The organism is Paraburkholderia sp. J94 (assembly GCF_905220285.1).
Lineage (GTDB): Bacteria > Pseudomonadota > Gammaproteobacteria > Burkholderiales > Burkholderiaceae > Paraburkholderia > Paraburkholderia tropica_A.
This window is the reverse complement of the sequence record NZ_CAJMZH010000001.1, coordinates 103,374-119,916: the sequence shown is the minus strand read 5'-3', so window position 1 is coordinate 119,916 and position 16,543 is coordinate 103,374. Positions and strand designations below refer to the sequence as shown.

At 66.8% G+C, this 16,543-nt stretch carries 15 protein-coding genes; 3 read left to right on the top strand and 12 right to left on the bottom strand.

The annotated features are described in order from the left end of the window. Nucleotides 1–16 precede the first annotated feature (16 nt). Nucleotides 17–1,768: an IlvD/Edd family dehydratase gene (locus U4Y88_RS00530; protein WP_310632342.1), complete on the bottom strand. Its 1,752-nt coding sequence runs from the start codon at nt 1,766–1,768 to the stop codon at nt 17–19. 163 nt (nt 1,769–1,931) lie between these two features. On the opposite strand from U4Y88_RS00530, the gene U4Y88_RS00525 reads away from it, so the two are divergent. Both U4Y88_RS00525 and U4Y88_RS00520 read left to right on the top strand, forming a co-directional pair. Then, nucleotides 1,932–2,897, top strand: coding sequence for a LysR family transcriptional regulator (locus U4Y88_RS00525; RefSeq protein ID WP_321781564.1), 966 nt, complete (start codon nt 1,932–1,934; stop codon nt 2,895–2,897). 77 nt (nt 2,898–2,974) lie between these two features. Further along, nucleotides 2,975–3,826, top strand: a complete 852-nt coding sequence (locus tag U4Y88_RS00520; protein ID WP_321781563.1) for a class I SAM-dependent methyltransferase — start codon at nt 2,975–2,977, stop codon at nt 3,824–3,826. 57 nt (nt 3,827–3,883) lie between these two features. Here the strand turns inward: U4Y88_RS00520 and U4Y88_RS00515 are convergent, their stop codons facing one another. Beyond that, nucleotides 3,884–4,243 (bottom strand): glyoxalase superfamily protein, encoded by a 360-nt coding sequence (locus U4Y88_RS00515; protein ID WP_310632345.1) that lies wholly within the window; start codon nt 4,241–4,243, stop codon nt 3,884–3,886. Nucleotides 4,244–4,413: 170 nt separating this feature from the next. Between U4Y88_RS00515 and U4Y88_RS00510 the strand changes: the two genes are divergently transcribed. Beyond that, nucleotides 4,414–5,616, top strand: coding sequence for a tyrosine-type recombinase/integrase (locus U4Y88_RS00510; RefSeq protein ID WP_321781562.1), 1,203 nt, complete (start codon nt 4,414–4,416; stop codon nt 5,614–5,616). A 35-nt stretch (nt 5,617–5,651) separates the two neighbouring features. On the opposite strand, the gene U4Y88_RS00505 is transcribed toward U4Y88_RS00510, so the two are convergent. The 10 genes from U4Y88_RS00505 to atzF all read right to left on the bottom strand — a co-directional run bounded on the left by U4Y88_RS00505 (nt 5,652) and on the right by atzF (nt 16,124). Then, a complete protein-coding gene (locus U4Y88_RS00505; RefSeq protein ID WP_310632360.1) occupies nt 5,652–6,341 on the bottom strand; it encodes a GntR family transcriptional regulator in 690 nt (229 codons plus the stop codon). A gap of 117 nt (nt 6,342–6,458) precedes the next feature. Further along, nucleotides 6,459–6,884: an oxalurate catabolism protein HpxZ gene (gene hpxZ, locus U4Y88_RS00500; protein WP_321781561.1), complete on the bottom strand. Its 426-nt coding sequence runs from the start codon at nt 6,882–6,884 to the stop codon at nt 6,459–6,461. A gap of 35 nt (nt 6,885–6,919) precedes the next feature. Next, a complete protein-coding gene (locus tag U4Y88_RS00495) occupies nt 6,920–7,585 on the bottom strand; it encodes an isochorismatase family cysteine hydrolase (protein WP_321781560.1) in 666 nt (221 codons plus the stop codon). A 6-nt stretch (nt 7,586–7,591) separates the two neighbouring features. Then, entirely contained in the window at nt 7,592–8,590 is a 999-nt protein-coding gene (locus U4Y88_RS00490) for a formamidase (protein WP_321781559.1), read from the bottom strand. Between the two features lie 3 nt (nt 8,591–8,593). After that, nucleotides 8,594–10,246, bottom strand: coding sequence for an ABC transporter ATP-binding protein (locus tag U4Y88_RS00485; protein ID WP_321781558.1), 1,653 nt, complete (start codon nt 10,244–10,246; stop codon nt 8,594–8,596). A gap of 2 nt (nt 10,247–10,248) precedes the next feature. Next, entirely contained in the window at nt 10,249–10,941 is a 693-nt protein-coding gene (locus U4Y88_RS00480) for an isochorismatase family cysteine hydrolase (RefSeq protein WP_321781557.1), read from the bottom strand. Nucleotides 10,942–10,988: 47 nt separating this feature from the next. Further along, nucleotides 10,989–11,915, bottom strand: a complete 927-nt coding sequence (locus U4Y88_RS00475; protein WP_310632352.1) for an ABC transporter permease — start codon at nt 11,913–11,915, stop codon at nt 10,989–10,991. After that, entirely contained in the window at nt 11,908–13,038 is a 1,131-nt protein-coding gene (locus U4Y88_RS00470) for an ABC transporter permease (RefSeq protein WP_321781556.1), read from the bottom strand. The genes U4Y88_RS00475 and U4Y88_RS00470 overlap by 8 nt, the downstream gene beginning before the upstream one ends. A 67-nt stretch (nt 13,039–13,105) precedes the next feature. Further along, a complete protein-coding gene (locus U4Y88_RS00465) occupies nt 13,106–14,203 on the bottom strand; it encodes a BMP family ABC transporter substrate-binding protein (protein ID WP_224011747.1) in 1,098 nt (365 codons plus the stop codon). A 70-nt stretch (nt 14,204–14,273) separates the two neighbouring features. Continuing rightward, nucleotides 14,274–16,124: an allophanate hydrolase gene (atzF, locus tag U4Y88_RS00460; RefSeq protein WP_321781555.1), complete on the bottom strand. Its 1,851-nt coding sequence runs from the start codon at nt 16,122–16,124 to the stop codon at nt 14,274–14,276. Between the last annotated feature and the right edge of the window lie 419 nt (nt 16,125–16,543).

The following is a 16,543-nucleotide window of genomic DNA, read 5'->3' as shown; positions in this document are numbered from 1 at the left end:
TGGTCGTCCTTGCGCGTCAGTGCGAGTGGCGCGGCACGGCCGAACCGCGCTTGCCCACGAGGAAGTCGAGGTCGCAGCCTTCGTCGGCTTGCAGCACGTGATCGACATAGAGGCGCGCATAGCCGCCCTTGCCCAGCTGCTCGGCGACGCCCGGCGCGGCGGCCGGATCGACGTCGCTCAGGCGGCGTTGCAGTTCCTCGTCGCTGATATCCAGATGCAGACGGCCGTTCTCGCAGTCCAGCTCGATCCAGTCGCCGTTGCGCACCGCCGCGAGCGGGCCGCCCGCCGCCGCTTCCGGCGCGACGTGCAGCACCACGGTGCCGTAAGCCGTGCCGCTCATGCGCGCGTCCGAGATGCGCACCATGTCCTTCACGCCCTGGCGCAGCAGCTTGGGCGGCAGGCCCATGTTGCCGACTTCGGCCATGCCCGGATAACCCTTCGGGCCGCAGTTCTTCATGACGAGGATCGAGTCCTTGTCGACGTCGAGCGATTCGTCGGCGATGGTCGCCTTGTAGTGATCGAAATTCTCGAACACCACGGCGCGGCCGCGATGCTTGAGCAGTTCGGGCGTCGCCGCCGACGGCTTCAGCACCGCGCCGCGCGGCGCGAGATTGCCGCGCAGGATGCAGATGCCGCCGTCCGCGATCAGCGGATTGTCGATCTGGCGGATCACTTCGTCGTTGTAGTTCGGCGCTTCGCGCACGTTGTCCCAGATGGACTTGCCGTTCACGGTGAGCGCGTTCGGGTGCGGCAGCAGGTTCGCTTCGCCCAGACGGCGCAGCACCGCCGGCAGACCGCCCGCGTAGTAGAACTCTTCCATCAGGAAGCGGCCCGACGGTTGCAGGTCGACGATGGTCGGCGTGTCGCGGCCGACGCGCTGCCAGTCTTCCAGTTCGAGCGGCACGCCGATGCGGCCCGCGATCGCCTTCAGGTGGATCACCGCGTTGGTCGAACCGCCGATCGCCGCGTTGGTGCGGATCGCGTTTTCGAACGCTTCGCGCGTCAGCACCTTCGAGAGCTTCAGGTCTTCGAGCGCCATCTGCACGATGCGGATGCCCGACATGTGCGCGAGCACGTAGCGGCGCGCGTCCACGGCCGGAATCGCGGCGTTGTGCGGCAGCGAGACGCCGAGCGACTCGGCCATGCAGGCCATCGTCGAAGCCGTGCCCATGGTGTTGCAGGTGCCCGCCGAGCGCGACATGCCCGCTTCGGCCGAGAGGAAATGATGCAGGTCGATCTCGCCCGCCTTGAGCGATTCGTGCAGACGCCAGACAGCCGTGCCCGAACCGATGTCCTTGCCTTCGAGCTTGCCGTTGAGCATCGGGCCGCCGGTCACGACGATGGCGGGCACGTCCACGCTCGCCGCGCCCATCAGCAGCGCGGGCGTGGTCTTGTCGCAGCCGCACAGCAGCACGACGGCGTCGATCGGATTGCCGCGGATCGCTTCCTCGACGTCCATCGAGGCGAGATTGCGCGTGAGCATCGCCGAGGGACGCAGGTTCGATTCGCCGTTCGAGAACACCGGGAACTCGACCGGGAAGCCGCCCGCCTCATAGATGCCGCGCTTGACGTGTTCCGCGAGCTTGCGGAAGTGCGCGTTGCAGGGCGTGAGTTCCGACCAGGTATTGCAGATGCCGATGATCGGACGGCCATCGAATTCGTGATCGGGAATACCCTGGTTTTTCATCCAGCTTCGATACATGAAGCCGTTTTTATCCGTGGTGCCGAACCACTCTTGGGAGCGAAGTTTGGGTTTCGTTGCCGACATTCTCAGGTTCTGTAGGGCCAAATGTTCGACATAGTCTAAGGAGATCTCTGATAACCTTCTAATGAAATATTTGCCTTTTCCGATATCGTTTTCGGCATTGGTATAAACACTTAAAACTATTTGGGAAATCGGCCCCCCACAGGCCGTAAAGAGGCGGAACACCATGCTGGAGACAAGCCCCTGGTACGTGCGCACGCGCCTGAAGACCCGCCAGCTGCTGCTGGTGGTGGCGCTCGCGGAGGAAGGCAATATTCATCGCGCGGCGGCGGCGCTGAACATGACGCAGCCGGCGGCATCGAAACTGCTGCGCGAGCTGGAGGAAATGCTCGGCGCGCTGCTGTTCGAGCGCATGCCGCGCGGCATGAAGCCCACGCTGTACGGCGACGCGCTGATCCGCCACGCGCGCGCCGTGCTCGGCAGTCTCGATCAGGCGCAGGAGGAATTGACGGCGTTGAAGGCCGGGCGGCTCGGCCACGTGGCGGTCGGCGCGATCACCTCGCCGGGCGTGAGCGTGCTGCCCGCCGCCGTGGCGGCGGTCAAGCGCACGCACGCGAACATGCGCATCTCGGTGGAGATCGACGCGTCCAACGTGCTGCTCGAACATCTCGCGCAGGACCGGCTCGATATCGTGCTCGGCCGCCTTTCCGCCGAACACGACAAGCTCGCGCTGCGCTACGAGGCGCTCACGGGCGAGCCGGTCTGCGCGGTCGTGCGGCCGGGGCATCCGTTGCTGGAGACGGCCGAAACCACCCCGCTCGCGCTCGCCGACGTCGCGCGCGCCACCTGGGTCGTGCCGCCGCTCGCGAGCGTGCTGCGCCATCGCTTCGAACTGATGTTCCAGCGCGCGAGCCTCGCGCCGCCGTCGAACGTGGTGGAAACGCCCGCGCTGCTGTTCATCACGCGCGTGCTGGAGCAGAGCGACATGATCGCCGTGCTCACCGGGGACGTCGCGCGCTACTACGCGGCGCACGGCATGGTCGCGATCCTGCCGCTGCCGATGGATTGCCAGATGGACGACTTCGGCATCATCACGCGCGCCGACAAGCTGCTGTCGCCCGCCGCCGAAGTCATGATCGAGGCCTTGCGCGCGGTGAGCGCGGAGATTTACGGGCCGCGCGACGGCGCCTAGATGCACGCGCCGCGCGAGCGCGCAGCGGGCTCGCTACACTGGCGCTGACATGAAGGAGACGCACCAAGGAGACGCCCATGCCCCACACCGCCGCCCCCGACAGCAGCGCCGTGCGCGTCGCGCTCTGGCGCGCGCTGCACGTGCAGGTCGACGCCGCGCCGCACGTGCTCGAAGACGAACTCGGCATGCAACTGGCCGCGCCCGACGTTCACTGGCGCAAGCGGGGCGACATGGACCCCGACGGCACGCGCGGCTATCGTGCGTCGATCGTCGGGCGCGCACGCTTCATCGAAGATCTCGTGACCGCTCAGGCCAGCGCGGGCGTGACACAGTACGTCATCCTCGGCGCGGGGCTCGACACCTTCGCGCAGCGCCGGCCCGAGATCGCTTCGTGGCTGCATCTGTACGAAGTCGATCAGCCCGGCACGCAGGCGTGGAAGCGCGCGCGGCTCGTCGAACTCGGCTTTCGCGAGCAGGACTGGCTGCGTTTCGTGCCGGTCGATTTCGAGGCGGGCGAATCGTGGTGGACACAGCTCGTGCAAGCGGGTTTCGATGCAAAGCAGCCCGCCGTGATCGCGTCGACGGGTGTCTCGATGTATCTCACGCGCGAGGCGAATCTCGCCACGCTGCGCCAGATCGCGCAGCTCGCGCCCGGCTCCACGCTGGCGATGACCTTCACGCTGCCGCTCGATCTCATCGACGAACCCGAGCGCTCGCAGCACGCGGCTGTGTACGAACGGGCGCGCGCGGCAGGCACGCCGTTCGTCAGCTTCTTCCGCCCCGACGAGATGCTCGCGCTCGCGCGCGAAGCGGGGTTTTCCGAGGTGAGCCATGTGGGCACCGCCGATCTCGTCGAGCAGTATTTCGCGGGTCGCAGCGACGGCTTGAAACCGGCAAAAGGCGAGTCGTTTCTGGTGGCGCGGGTTTAAAGCGCGAAAAACATCCGCATCGACACCATCGACACCATCGACACCATCGACACTTCGTCAGCTCAACTCGCAAAACCGCAGAATATTGCCGAACGGATCGTGAATCTGCATCTGGCGGCCCCAGTCCAGGGTCTCCACGCCGGGCCGCGCATAGCCATACGGTTTCGCGGCCAGCTCGCGATGAAACGCGTCGATATCCTCCACAGGCAGAAAGAGCGCCGTGCCCGGCGTGCCATCGCCGTGATGCTCGCTCAGATGCAGCACGAGCGCGTCGCGGTGCAGTTGCACGTAGAGCGGCAGATCGGGCTCGAAGCGATGCTCCCAGTCGGGTTTGAAGCCCAGATAACCGCAATAGAACGCGTAGGCTTTCTCGACGGAAAACATGCGCAGGATGGGAATGGGAGCGTGGAGTTTCATCGCGGTCGGCGGCGGTTGATGAACGGGCATTGAACGGGGATTGACCGGCCAGCCATGGCCGATCCGGCGCAGACGATTATCGCGTGATGCGCATGATCGTGCGCGATCCGCGTTATAGTCGGCGATCGCCGCCGCATCATGCGCGCCTCACCGTATTGCCTCGCTTGTCCATGCACACCGCTCTCCTCGCCCCGCGTCCGCTCGACGCGCTCGAACTGCCCGCCGATCTCGACGGTCGCGACGGCCTGAACCGCGCGGGCGGCCGCATGCAGATCGCGGCGGCCAACGATCTCGACGCGATCCGCGCCTGGCTCGCGCGCGTCGCCGACTCGAAGGCGACCTTCGAGACCTATCGCAAGGAAGCCGAGCGTCTGCTGCTCTGGGCCATCGTGCAGCTCGGCAAGCCGCTCTCGTCGCTCACGCACGAGGATCTGCTCGCCTATCAGCGCTTTCTCGCCGATCCGCAACCGGCGGCGCGCTGGTGCGCGGGCGGCGGCCGCAAGCACGCGCGCGACGATCCGCGCTGGCGGCCGTTCTACGGCCCGCTGTCGGCCACGAGCCAGCGCCAGGCGATGGTGATCCTCAACGCGCTGTTTTCGTGGCTCGTGAGCGCCGGTTATCTCGCGGGCAATCCGCTTTCGCTGTCTCGTCAGCGTGCGCGACGCGCACAGCCGCGCATCACGCGCTATCTCGAACGCGGCCTCTGGGACGAAGTGAAAGCGTCCGTCGACGCCCTGCCGCGCGAGCGCGCGCGCGAACGCGAACGCCACAGCCGCGCGCGCTGGCTGCTCACGCTGCTCTATCTCGGCGGCCTGCGCATTTCCGAAGTGGGCATCAACACGATGGGCGATTTCTTCGCGCGCCGCGACGCCTCGGGCGAGGAGCGCTGGTGGCTCGACGTGCTCGGCAAGGGCGAGCGCCGCCGTCTCGTGCCCGCGACCGCCGAACTGATGGCCGAACTCGCGCGCTATCGCGAGCAGCGCGGCCTGAGCGCCTTACCCGCGCCGAACGAAGCGACGCCGCTCGTGCTGCCCATCGGCCAGTCGACGAAGCCGCTCACGCGCGCGGCGCTGCACACCATCGTCAAGGGGATTTTCGCCGGCGCGGCGCAGCGTCTGCGCGACGCGGCGCAACAGGAAACCGACGCCGCGCGCGCGGCCAGCGGCATGGCGCGCGCGGCGCTGCTGGAGAGCGCGTCGGCGCACTGGCTGCGTCACAGCGCGGGCTCGCACATGGCCGATGGCGACGTCGATCTGCGTATGGTGCGCGACAACCTCGGCCATGCGTCGATCAGCACGACGAGCCTCTATCTGCATAGCGACGACGACCGCCGCCATCGCGAAACCGAAGCGAAGCACCGCATCGACTGGTGACGCCGTCCGGTCTGTGCGCAGACTGCTCGCGTCATTCAACTCACGAACGGCAGCTTGCTATGGCGCGCCTGCGCAAGCATCGAAACCGTGATCTTGCGCACCTCCAGCTTGCTCTGCGTGACGTGCGCGCGCAGCAGAATGCCCGCTTCGGCGGCCTTGCCGCGCTCGATCAGCGTGAGCATGGTCGCGTGCTCGTCGTAGGTCGCATCGGTGCGATGCGGCTTCAGGAAATCGAGGCGCCGCACGATGCGGATGCGCTCGGTCACTTCGTTGTGAACCCGCAGCATCTCCGCGTTGCCGGTCGCTTCGACGAGGCCGCGATGAAAGCCCTCGTCGAGCCGGAACATCCGCGCCGGATCGCTCTCGCGCGCGTCGGGCGCGACGCACCAGAGCGCCTTGAGCGCCTCGATGGCGGGATGCGGCGGCCGCGCGCTCGCCACGCGTTCGATCGCGGCGAGTTCCAGCACGATACGCAGATCGTAGAGTTGATCGAGCCGCTCGAAGTCGATATCGCAGACTTTCCAGCCGCGCCGGAAACCCACTTCCAGATAGCCTTCGCGCAGCAAACGAAACAGCGCATCGCGCATCGGCGTGCGCGAGACGCCGTAATGCTGCGCGATATCGGTTTCCGAAAAACGATCGCCGGGAAACAGCCGGAAATCGAAAATATCGTGCTTGAGCCGCTGATAGACCTGCTCCGCCAGGGGATTCGCGCCATAGACCACTTTTTCCGCGCTCGCAGTCGCGTCGTCCGACGCGTCCTTCGCGTCGGGGTGCAGTGCTTCGGCTTGCCGTTTCGGTTCGATGACCACTCTCCTGCCCGTTCCTCGTTGCTTTGCGGGTTACGCGCGCGCTTCGTAAGCCGCCACCGCATCGGGCGCGTCGATCAGACTCACATGCGCGGCCACGATGATCCAGCCGCCGTGCACTGCATCGGCCGAACCGAGGCGCGCCCAGGTCTGCATCTGGCGGCCGACGAGCGGCGTCGCATCGCTGGTGAATTCGGTGCTCACCGTCGCGTAGTCGCGGCCGAACGTCGTCACCACCGTGCGATGCCGCCTGCGCGACTTCGGCACCGGCGCGCACGCTTCGCGCCACGCGCGAATCGCCTCGCCGCCGTGCTGGATTTCGGCGATGCCGTAGCGCACCGTCTCGGGCGCGTCCCAGAACAGCACGTTCATGGCGGCGACATCATTGTCGATCAGCGCGCGTTCGTAGGCTTCGAACGCGGCCGTCACTTCGGCGACGATGGCCGGATCGTTGATCATCGCTTTATCTCTCGTGCTTTCGCTTGTTTTCATCATCACGCGTCGGCCTCCAGCAATTGCGCGAGGCTCGCGGTCCACCCGACGATGCCGCCTTGCGAGCGGACCATCGCGAGCGTCGCCTCCTTGAACGCGGGAATATAGCTCGCGGTGGCGTCCTCGATCAGCAGGCAGTCGTAACCGCGATCGTTCGCTTCGCGCATCGACGTCTGCACGCAGACTTCCGTCGTCACGCCCGCGAACACCAGATGCGTGATGCCGCGCTGCGCCAGTTCCTCGCCGAGCCGCGTCGCGTAGAACGCGCCCTTGCCCGGCTTGTCGATCACGAGTTCGCCGCCGATGGGCGCGAGCGCGTCGATGATCGCGTTGCCCGGCTCGCCGCGCACGAGAATGCGGCCCATCGGGCCAACGTCGCCAATGCGTGCGCTCGGCAGCCCGCGCAGCCGCTTGGCGGGCGGACAGTCCGAAAGATCCGCCGCGTGCGATTCACGCGTATGCACGACGAACCAGCCCTGTTCGCGCGCGTGATCCAGCAGACGCGCGACATCCGGCACGATGCCGCCCAGCAGCGAAACGTCGTTGCCGAGCGCCGCGCCGAAACCGCCCGGCTCGATGAAATCGCGCTGCATGTCGATCACCACGAGCGCCGTCTTCGAGGCCTCGAAAACAAACGGCGAAGGCCGTGCAGAAGCAAGAATCGGCATGGTCGATCAACCCTCGTAAGTGCGTTCGGGCGGCGCGAAACCGCAGGACGTGCCGTCGCTCACGCGCACCTCGCTTTCCCACGGCAGACGATATTCGCCGCGCACCATGTCCTGCATGAAGGTGTACGGGCAATCCTGCGCGCCGCCCTTCACGGCCACATAGCCGCGATGGCCGAGCTGATAGATATTGTTCTCGACGCCCCAATGCACGCGCGCCTCGCGCACCAGATCGGGCCGCATTTCGCAGGTGATGATTTCATCGGGACGATGGCTGCCGTCCACCATGACCGTGCCGTCGAAATCGCAGAACATGCCTTCGCCCATCGAATCGAACGTACCATCGCTGCCGCACAAACAAACGCTCGCGGTCTGCGCGAGATTCTGAAACGCATTCGACTGATTGGTGATGCGCCACGCGTGCCGGATCGGCGCCGTGTAGCCCGCCGTGCGCACGATCACTTCCGCGCCCTTGTACGCGGCTTCGCGCGCCATCTCCGGGAACATGCCGTCGTGACAGATGATGAGCCCGAGCTTGACGCCGCGCGGCCCCACGCACACCGGCACGCCGAGATTGCCCGGCTCCCACGGCTCGACCGGCACCCACGGATGCAGCTTGCGATAGTAAAGCTGGATCTCGCCGCGATCGTCGATGATCAGGCCGCTGTTATAAGGATTGCCGCGCGGATTGCGCTCCATGATCGAGAAACAGCCCCAGATGCGATGCTCGACGCACGCGGCCTTGAAGGCCGCCACTTCGGGACCGTCGAGCGTGCACATGATCGCGTCGTCGGTGCGCATCGACAGACCATGCAGCGCGTATTCGGGAAACACCACGAGTTCCATCGAGGCGTTGTTGCGCCGTGCCTTGCCGACCAGCTCGACGATGCGCTGCGTTTGCGCCGCGAGTTGCGCGGGCGTTTCGACATCGGGATTGCGCAGTTGCACGAGGCCGATCACCACGCCCGCGGGCGAGCGGTTCAATCCGCCGAGTCCACTCGAACTCATTGCTCAGGCTCCATGTAAGGCAGCGGACGGAACCGCCGCTTCGGTTTGACGATCGTCGCCGTGGCCAGCCATGTGGCGGCCGAGCACCACGCGGTCCGCGTTCTCCACGGCGGTTTCGAATACGAGCCGCCCTTGCGCGATCACCGCGATGCGGTCGGCCAGTTCCAGCAGTTCGTCCAGATCCTCGCTCACCAGCAGCACGGCCGCGCCCGCGTCGCGCGCCGCGAGAATGCGCGCGTGGATATCGGCCACCGACGCGAAGTCGAGCCCGAACACGGGATTCGCGACGATCAGCACGTCGACCGGCTGGCCCAGCTCGCGCGCGAGCACGGCGCGCTGCACGTTGCCGCCCGAGAGCGTGCCGATGGCGCGCTCCGGCACCGGCGGCCGCACGTTGAATTCGGCGATGCGCTGCTTCGCGCGTTCGCGCAGCGCGCGCCGGTTCAGACGCCAGCCGCCCGAGCGCAACGGCGCGCGGTCGAAATCGCGCAGCGCGAGGTTTTCGGCGACGCTCAGATTCGCCACGCACGCATTGCGCAACGGTTCTTCAGGCAGCGCGAACACCGACAAACGCGTCATCGCTTCACGCGTCGCGCGATACGGCTCGCCCTTCACGCGCATCGCGCCCGACTGCGCGCGGCGCTGGCCGACCAGCGCCTCGACGAGTTCTTTCTGGCCGTTGCCCGACACGCCCGCGAGCCCGAGGATTTCCCCGGCGCGCACGGCCAGCGAGGCCTCGCGCACGGCCGCCAGGCCGCGGTCGTCGAGCACGGTCAGCTTCGAGAGTTCGAGCGATACCGGCGCATGGGCGGCGAGCGGCTTGCGCGCGGGCCGCGCGGTATCGATGCCCGCCGTTGCGCGCGCTTCGGCGTTGGCGGCGGCATTGACGTCGGCGTCGGTGCCCATCATCCACGCGGCGAGGCGGTCGCGGTCGGTGTCGCGCACCGCGCAACTGCCGACGAGACGCCCTTTGCGCAACACCGTCACATCGTCCGCATACGCCATCACCTCGCGGAATTTATGCGTGATCATCAGCACGGTCAGCTCGTTGCGCGTCGCGAGATCGCGCATCAGGCCGAGCACTTCGTCGGCTTCCTGCGGCGTGAGTACCGAAGTCGGCTCGTCGAGAATCAGCAGACGCTGCCGCAAATACAACTGCTTGAGAATTTCGAGCTTCTGCTTCTCGCCCGCCGCGAGACTGGACACGGGCGCGTCGAGCGCGAGCCGGAACGGCATCTCCCGCATAAACGCATCGAGTTCTTTTCGTTCGGCATCCCAATTGATTTTCCAGGGCATGCGGCCGCGCGCGAGCACGAGATTCTCCTCGACCGACAAGCCCGACGCCAGCGTGAAATGCTGATAGACCATGCCGATGCCGAGCGCCTGCGCATCGCGCGGCGAAGCGATGCGCGCCTCGCGCCCATCGGCGACGATCTGGCCGCTGTCGAGCAGGCCATAACCGACGAGCCCTTTCACGAGCGTGCTCTTGCCCGCGCCGTTTTCGCCGAGCAGGGCGTGCACCGTGCCCGCGCGCACCTTGAGCGTGACGTCGTCGAGCGCGCGGAACGCGCCGAAGCGCTTGCTCGCGCCGAGCACTTCGACGCCGAGCGCGCCGCTTTTCGGCGGCAACGGTTTCATGCTGGCGAGCGTCGACATGATCAGCGTCCGAGCGTCGCGAGCAGCGCGTGCGAATCGGACACCGTGCCGAACACGCCGCCCTGCATCAGCACCATGTTCAGCGCCGCGTCGTGATTGCCCTGATCGGTCGCGCCGCAGCAGTCGGCGAGGATCGTGCACTCGAAGCCGCGATCGTTCGCCTCGCGCATCGTCGTGTGCACGCACACATCGGTCGTGATGCCGGTCAGCACGAGATTGGCGATGCCGCGCGTGCGCAGCACGAGTTCAAGATCGGTCGCGCAGAACGAGCCCTTGCCCGGCTTGTCGATTACGATCTCGCCCGGCAGCGGCGCGAGTTCGTCGATGATTTCCCAACCCGGTTCGCCGCGCACGAGGATCTTGCCGCACGGACCGTCGTCGCCGATACCGATGCCGTTCGTGCCCGCCTGGCGGCTGCGCCAGCGCTTGTTCGCGGGCAGATCCGAAAGATCGGGCCGATGGCCTTCGCGCGTGTGGATGATCGTGAAGCCTTGCGCACGCATCGCCGCGAGCACGCGCTTGATCGGCTCGATCGGCGCGCGCGTGAGCGAGAGGTCGTAGCCCATCTTGTCGACATAGCCGCCGAATCCGCAGAAGTCGGTCTGCATGTCGATGATGACGAGCGCGGTGTTATCGGCACGCAACGCGCCGTCGTAGGGCCACGGATACGGACGGGCTTCGATGAAACGGGTCATGTCGGTCTCCGGTGAGACGGGATTAGTCGATGGCGTAGTGGGAAGCATCAGCGCGTGAGGCTCAATTCCCCAGGCGCGCCGGCAAGCGTGCGGTCCGGGCGGCAGTTGACGATCATGATCGCGAGCGTCAGCACGTAAGGCGCGGCGTTGAAGAGGTAATAGCCGCTCGTCACGCCGATCGCTTGCAGCGCGGGTCCGAGCGCGCCCGCCGCGCCGAACAGCAGCGCGGCCCACAAACAGCGCAGCGGCTGCCAGCGCGCGAAGATCACCAGCGCGACCGCCATCAGCCCCTGGCCGCTGGAGAGCCCTTCGTTCCAGCTGCCCGGATAGACGAGCGACAGATACGCGCCGCCCACGCCCGCGAAGAAGCCGCCGACCGCCGTCGCGGCAATGCGCACGCGCGTGACCGGATAGCCCATTGCCCGCGCGCTCTCGGCGTTGTCGCCGACGAGCCGCAGCGTCATGCCCCAGCGCGTCGAGCGCAAACCCCATTGCAGGACGAACGCCATCGCCACGCCGATCAGAAACAGCGGGTTCACGTGCAGCGCGTTATGCAATTGCGGCGACGCGCTCCACGCGCCGAAATCGAACGAACGCAGCATGGGCGCTTGCGGCTCGATGAAAGGCTTGCCGAGATAGAACGCGAGACCGGTGCCGAACAGCATCAGCGCGATGCCGAAGGCGATATCCGAGACGCGCGGCAGCGAGCAGATCAAGCCGTGCAGGCAGCCGAGCAGCAGCCCCGCGCAACCGGCGATCAGCACGCCAATCCACGGCGAGCCACTTAGATACGCGCCCGCATAGCCGCTCATCGCGCCCGTCACGAGAATGCCTTCGAGCCCGAGATTCACGCGCCCGCCCTTCTCGGTCAGGCATTCGCCGAGACTCACGAACAGATAGGGCGTGCTCACGCGCACGGCGCCCGCGATCAGCGAAAGCAGCAGCACGGCAATCGGCGAATGCAGATCAGACATGGCTTTGCTCCAGCGAAGTCGCCGCTTCGGATGGCGCGGCGGTCTGCAATTTCACGCGCCACGCGGCGAGCCGTCCGCCGAGCGCTTCCCACGCGAGCAGGTTGGCGAACAGCAGACCCTGAAGCACGAGCGTGGTCGCGTCGGGCAGATCGAGACGGCGTTGCAGCAGACTGCCGCTCGCCTCGATGCCGCCGATCATCAGCGCGCACAAGATGATCGCGAGCGGATTCTGGCGCGCGGCGAACGCCACGAGAATGCCCGCGTAACCGTAGCCCGCGAGCAGCGACGCGTTCGCGCTGCCCTGCACCGCCGCGACTTCGAACATGCCCGCGAGACCCGCCGCCGCGCCGCCCAGCACGCACGCGGTCAGCGCGAGCGAATTCACCGGCAGGCCGACGAGACGCGCGGCGCGCGCGTTGCCGCCGGTCACGCGCATCGCGAAGCCTTTCGTGCTGTGGCGCACGAACACCCACGCGGCCACGCACGCCAGCGCGCCCCAAAACAGGCCCCAATGCACTTCGAGTCCCGGCAGCGAGCCGATGGAAAACGCATCGGGCAGCGGCGGCGTCGACGGCTTGTTCAGGCTCGCGGGATCGCGCAGCGGCCCTTCGACGAGAAACTTGAACACCGCGATCGCGATATACGACATCAGCAGCGAACTGATCGTCTCGTTGACGCCGCGCCACTGCCGCAACGCCCCGACCGCGCCGATCCACGCGCCGCCGACGATCATGCCGGCCAGCGCCATGACGGGCGTCGCGACGAACCACGGCGTGCCGTGCGGCAGCAGTGACGGCACGACCGCCGCCGCGAGTCCGCCGAGCGCGAGCGCGCCTTCGCCGCCGATCACGATCAGGCCGACCTGCGCGGGCAGCGCCACGCACAGCGCGGTGAGCATCAGCGGCGCGGCGCGCAGCAGCGTGCTCTGCCACGCGAACGACGAACCGAACGCGCCTTGCGCGATCAGCGCGATCGCGTCGCCCGCCGGTTGGCCTTCGATCAGCAAGAACAGCGAGAACAGCAGCAGCGTGCCGACGATGGCCGCGAGCGTCGGCAGTGCGGGCAGCAAGCCGATCAGCGCGCGGGCGCCGGCCGACGTCACCGAGGGAGCGGGAGCGCGCATGATCTCTCCTTGCGAGGTTGAGCGGTTTCGGACGTCACAGCGCAGTCGCGCGGAACAGGGTCATCGTTCAGATCTGCCCGACCACGCCCGCGACGAGGTAATTCATGCTTTCGAGCGTGATGTCGGTCTGCGCGTAGTTCGTGCCCGCCGCGATGGCCGTGCCGCCCTTGTTGTCCTTGAGCGGACCCTTGAAGATCGCGAACTGGCCGGCCATCATCTGCGCCTTGATCGTGTCGGCGTTCTTCTTCGCGTCGGGCGTGACCTTCGCGCCATACGGCGACATCTTCACGAAGCCTTCCTTGAGACCGCCGCGCAGAATATTCGGCTGCGGCTTGCCCGCCTGCGCGTCGGCCACAAGCGTCTGATACGGCGTCGCCCAATCCCATTCGGCGCCCGTGAGATAGCCCTTCGGCGCGAGCGCGGCCTGGCTCGCGTGGTAGCCACAGCTCATCGCGCCGCGCTTTTCCGCCGTTTCGATCACGACCTTCGGACCGTCGACGTGACAGGTCAGCACGTCGCAACCCTGATCGACGAGACTGTTGGTCGCCTCGGCTTCCTTCACCGGCATCGACCAGTCGCCCGTGAAAATCACATGCGTCGTGATCGACGGATCGACCGACTGCGCGCCGAGCGTGAACGCGTTGATGTTGCGTAGCACCTGCGGAATCGGCTTGGCCGCGACGAAACCGAGCTTCTTCGTCTTGCTCATATGGCCCGCGACCACGCCGTTCAAATACTGGCATTCGTCGATGTAGCCGAAGTAGCTCGCGATATTGGGCGGATTGCCCTGCTTCCACAGGCCGCCGCAATGCGCGAAACGGATCTTCGGATATTTGGCCGCCATCTTCAGCACGTGCGGATCGAAGTAACCGAACGAGGTCGCGAAGATCAGCGTCGCGCCGTCCTGCTCGATCATGGCTTCCATCGACTTCTGCACCGCGACGGTTTCCGGCACGTTCTCTTCCTCGACCACCTTCACGTTCGGCAGCTTCTTGATGACCGCCGCCGCTTGCGCCTGCGCCTGGTTGTAGCCGTAGTCGCCCTTCGAGCCCACGTAGATCACGCCGACCGTCAGCTTTTCGGCGGCGAACACGCTTTCGAAAGGCAGCAGGCTGCCGAGCGCGAGCGCGCCGGCCTGTTTGATGAAGTCGCGACGTTGCGTCATGATTTGGATTCCTGATGGTTATCGGTCACTGCGTTCGGTGTTCGCTGCGGTGTTCGTTCTGCGTTTCGGTTCAGCGCTTCGGCGCGCGGTGCGCCAGATACGCGCGCCAGCCGCCATAAGCGGTGATATCGGCTGCGCCCGCTTCGGCGGCCAGCGCCGACGGCTCGCAGACAAAGCCCTTCACGGTGCGCCCATCGGCGATATCGAGCGAGCCGATCGCAAGCGGCGCGGGCACAGCGGCCACGAACGCGCCGAAGCTGCGCAACGGCACGTCCCACAGTTCGATGGCGATTGCGTCGCCTTCCGCGCCCGCGCTCTGCCGCACGAGGCCCGGTTTCGGCGGCGTGGTGCCCGCGAGCGCGTAAAGGCGGTAATGCGGCGCCGTCGTGGTCGCTTCGATAAAGCGCGCGCCCGCCTGCAACAGTTGCCAGTTCAGCGGCTCGCCGCGCAGATGCGCGCCCACCACCGCGAGCGTGACGCTCGGTTCCTGGATCGGCAGCGGACTCGCGGCGATCGCCTCGGCATCGCGTGTTGCGTTGGCTGCAGTGGTTTCAGCCGCTTCGCGAAACAGCGCCTGAATGCGCGCGCCGAGCACCGCGAGTTGCTGATCCGCGCCCGACGGTCCGATCAGCGTGACGCCCGCGGGCAAGCCATCGGCGCGCGGCACGCCCGGCACGGCGAGCGCGCACCAGTCCAGCAGATTGACGAAGTTCGTATACACGCCGAGACGGCTGTTCACCTCGACCGGATTCGCCTGCACCTCGGCGATGGTCGGATGCGTCGGCGCGGTCGGAACGATCAGGATATCGAACTGTTCGAACAGTGCATCCGCCTCGCGCTTCAGGCGCGCGAGCGTGTACTGGCCGTCGAATGCCGTAGCCGCGTCGAAGCGCTGCGCCTGACCGATCACCTTCGCCACGGTCGGGTCGATTTCCGCGTGATGCGTATCGAAGAAGTCGCCGAGCGCCGCGCGCCGCTCCGCCACCCACGGGCCGTCGTAGAGCAGCGCCGCGACCTGCTGCAACGGCGCGAACGCGAAGCGCACGGGCGTGAGCGCCAGATGCGTGGCGATGCCGTCGAGCGTCGCGGCGAAGGCCTGCTGCGCGTGCTCGTCGTTGAAGAAGGTGAGCGTGTCGGGCACGCCGATACGCAAAGGTCCATGCGCCAGGCCGCGCGAAACGAGCGGCTTCGAATAGCCGTCGCGCGCATCGAAGGCCGCGAGGCGGTCGAGCACCGTCCACGCATCGGCGACATCGTGCGCGAACACCGAGAGCGTATCGAGCGTGCGGCACGCGGGCACGACGCCGCGTTTGCTGACGAGCCCGAGCGACGGCTTGAGGCCGACGATCCCGTTGCAGCCCGCAGGCACGCGCCCCGAGCCCGCCGTATCGGTGCCCAGCGAAAACGCGACGATGCCTGCCGCCACCGCGACCGCCGAGCCGGAACTCGACCCGCCTGAAATGTAATCGTCGTGATCGACCTGACGCACCGCGCCATACGGCGAACGCGTGCCGACGAGGCCGGTCGCGAACTGATCGAGATTCGTCTTGCCGATCAGGATCGCGCCCGCGTCGAGCAGACGCGCGACCGCGAACGCCGTTTCGCCGGGCGTGCAGGCGAACGCCGCGCAGCCGGCCGTGGTCGGCAAGCCCGCGACATCGACGTTGTCCTTGACGGCGAACGGCACGCCGAACAGCGGCATGCGCGCGAACAGCGCCGGGCCTTCGTCGGCGAGCTGCTGTTCGAGTTGGGCCGCGCGTGTCACGAGATCGGCGTCGGCGACACGCAGAATCCACGCTTCGGGACGATGCGTGGCCGCGAGGCGGCGCAGCACGGTGTCGATCGTTTCGCGTGGCGAAGTCTCGCCACGTCGATAGGCGTCGAGCAATGCGCGGACTTTCAACGGTTGGGAGCGTGGCATGCGTTCAATCTTGAATACAAGATGGCACGCAACACGCAGCATCCATGCCAGATGACCCGGAGCGCACTTCGAAGGCTTGCCTGGCGTGCTTGTCCGGCAATCATGCACATACCGCGCAGGCAGCACGCGGCGCGGTTCGCGCGCCATCGTGGTCCATGGTGGTCCATTTAGCGTCGCGTGAAGGTGCAACGATTCACGTTGCCTGTGCACGCACCCCGCCGTCGCAACTTCGTGCAGCGCGCCCCGCTTCGGGGCATACGCGCGCCACGCCGGATCGCCGCGCGCACAACTTCATCGCCCGATTTCGCTCGTCACTCCGCTGCGGCAAGCGCTGGCGCCCGCGCTCCGCACTGGCACCGATCTTGCATGTTTCAGTAAGTATCTTATTCATGAACGAACGCTACTCGCGGAGAGCCCCA

What these genes read in the sequence shown, in the direction of transcription:
- U4Y88_RS00530 (WP_310632342.1), bottom strand. Translation starts at nt 1,768, where the DNA reads ATGTCGGCAACGAAACCCAAACTTCGCTCCCAAGAGTGGTTCGGCACC.
- U4Y88_RS00525 (WP_321781564.1), top strand. Translation starts at nt 1,932, where the DNA reads ATGCTGGAGACAAGCCCCTGGTACGTGCGCACGCGCCTGAAGACCCGC.
- U4Y88_RS00520 (WP_321781563.1), top strand. Translation starts at nt 2,975, where the DNA reads ATGCCCCACACCGCCGCCCCCGACAGCAGCGCCGTGCGCGTCGCGCTC.
- U4Y88_RS00515 (WP_310632345.1), bottom strand. Translation starts at nt 4,243, where the DNA reads ATGAAACTCCACGCTCCCATTCCCATCCTGCGCATGTTTTCCGTCGAG.
- U4Y88_RS00510 (WP_321781562.1), top strand. Translation starts at nt 4,414, where the DNA reads ATGCACACCGCTCTCCTCGCCCCGCGTCCGCTCGACGCGCTCGAACTG.
- hpxZ (WP_321781561.1), bottom strand. Translation starts at nt 6,884, where the DNA reads ATGATCAACGATCCGGCCATCGTCGCCGAAGTGACGGCCGCGTTCGAA.
- U4Y88_RS00495 (WP_321781560.1), bottom strand. Translation starts at nt 7,585, where the DNA reads ATGCCGATTCTTGCTTCTGCACGGCCTTCGCCGTTTGTTTTCGAGGCC.
- U4Y88_RS00490 (WP_321781559.1), bottom strand. Translation starts at nt 8,590, where the DNA reads ATGAGTTCGAGTGGACTCGGCGGATTGAACCGCTCGCCCGCGGGCGTG.
- U4Y88_RS00485 (WP_321781558.1), bottom strand. Translation starts at nt 10,246, where the DNA reads ATGTCGACGCTCGCCAGCATGAAACCGTTGCCGCCGAAAAGCGGCGCG.
- U4Y88_RS00480 (WP_321781557.1), bottom strand. Translation starts at nt 10,941, where the DNA reads ATGACCCGTTTCATCGAAGCCCGTCCGTATCCGTGGCCCTACGACGGC.
- U4Y88_RS00475 (WP_310632352.1), bottom strand. Translation starts at nt 11,915, where the DNA reads ATGTCTGATCTGCATTCGCCGATTGCCGTGCTGCTGCTTTCGCTGATC.
- U4Y88_RS00470 (WP_321781556.1), bottom strand. Translation starts at nt 13,038, where the DNA reads ATGCGCGCTCCCGCTCCCTCGGTGACGTCGGCCGGCGCCCGCGCGCTG.
- U4Y88_RS00465 (WP_224011747.1), bottom strand. Translation starts at nt 14,203, where the DNA reads ATGACGCAACGTCGCGACTTCATCAAACAGGCCGGCGCGCTCGCGCTC.
- atzF (WP_321781555.1), bottom strand. Translation starts at nt 16,124, where the DNA reads ATGCCACGCTCCCAACCGTTGAAAGTCCGCGCATTGCTCGACGCCTAT.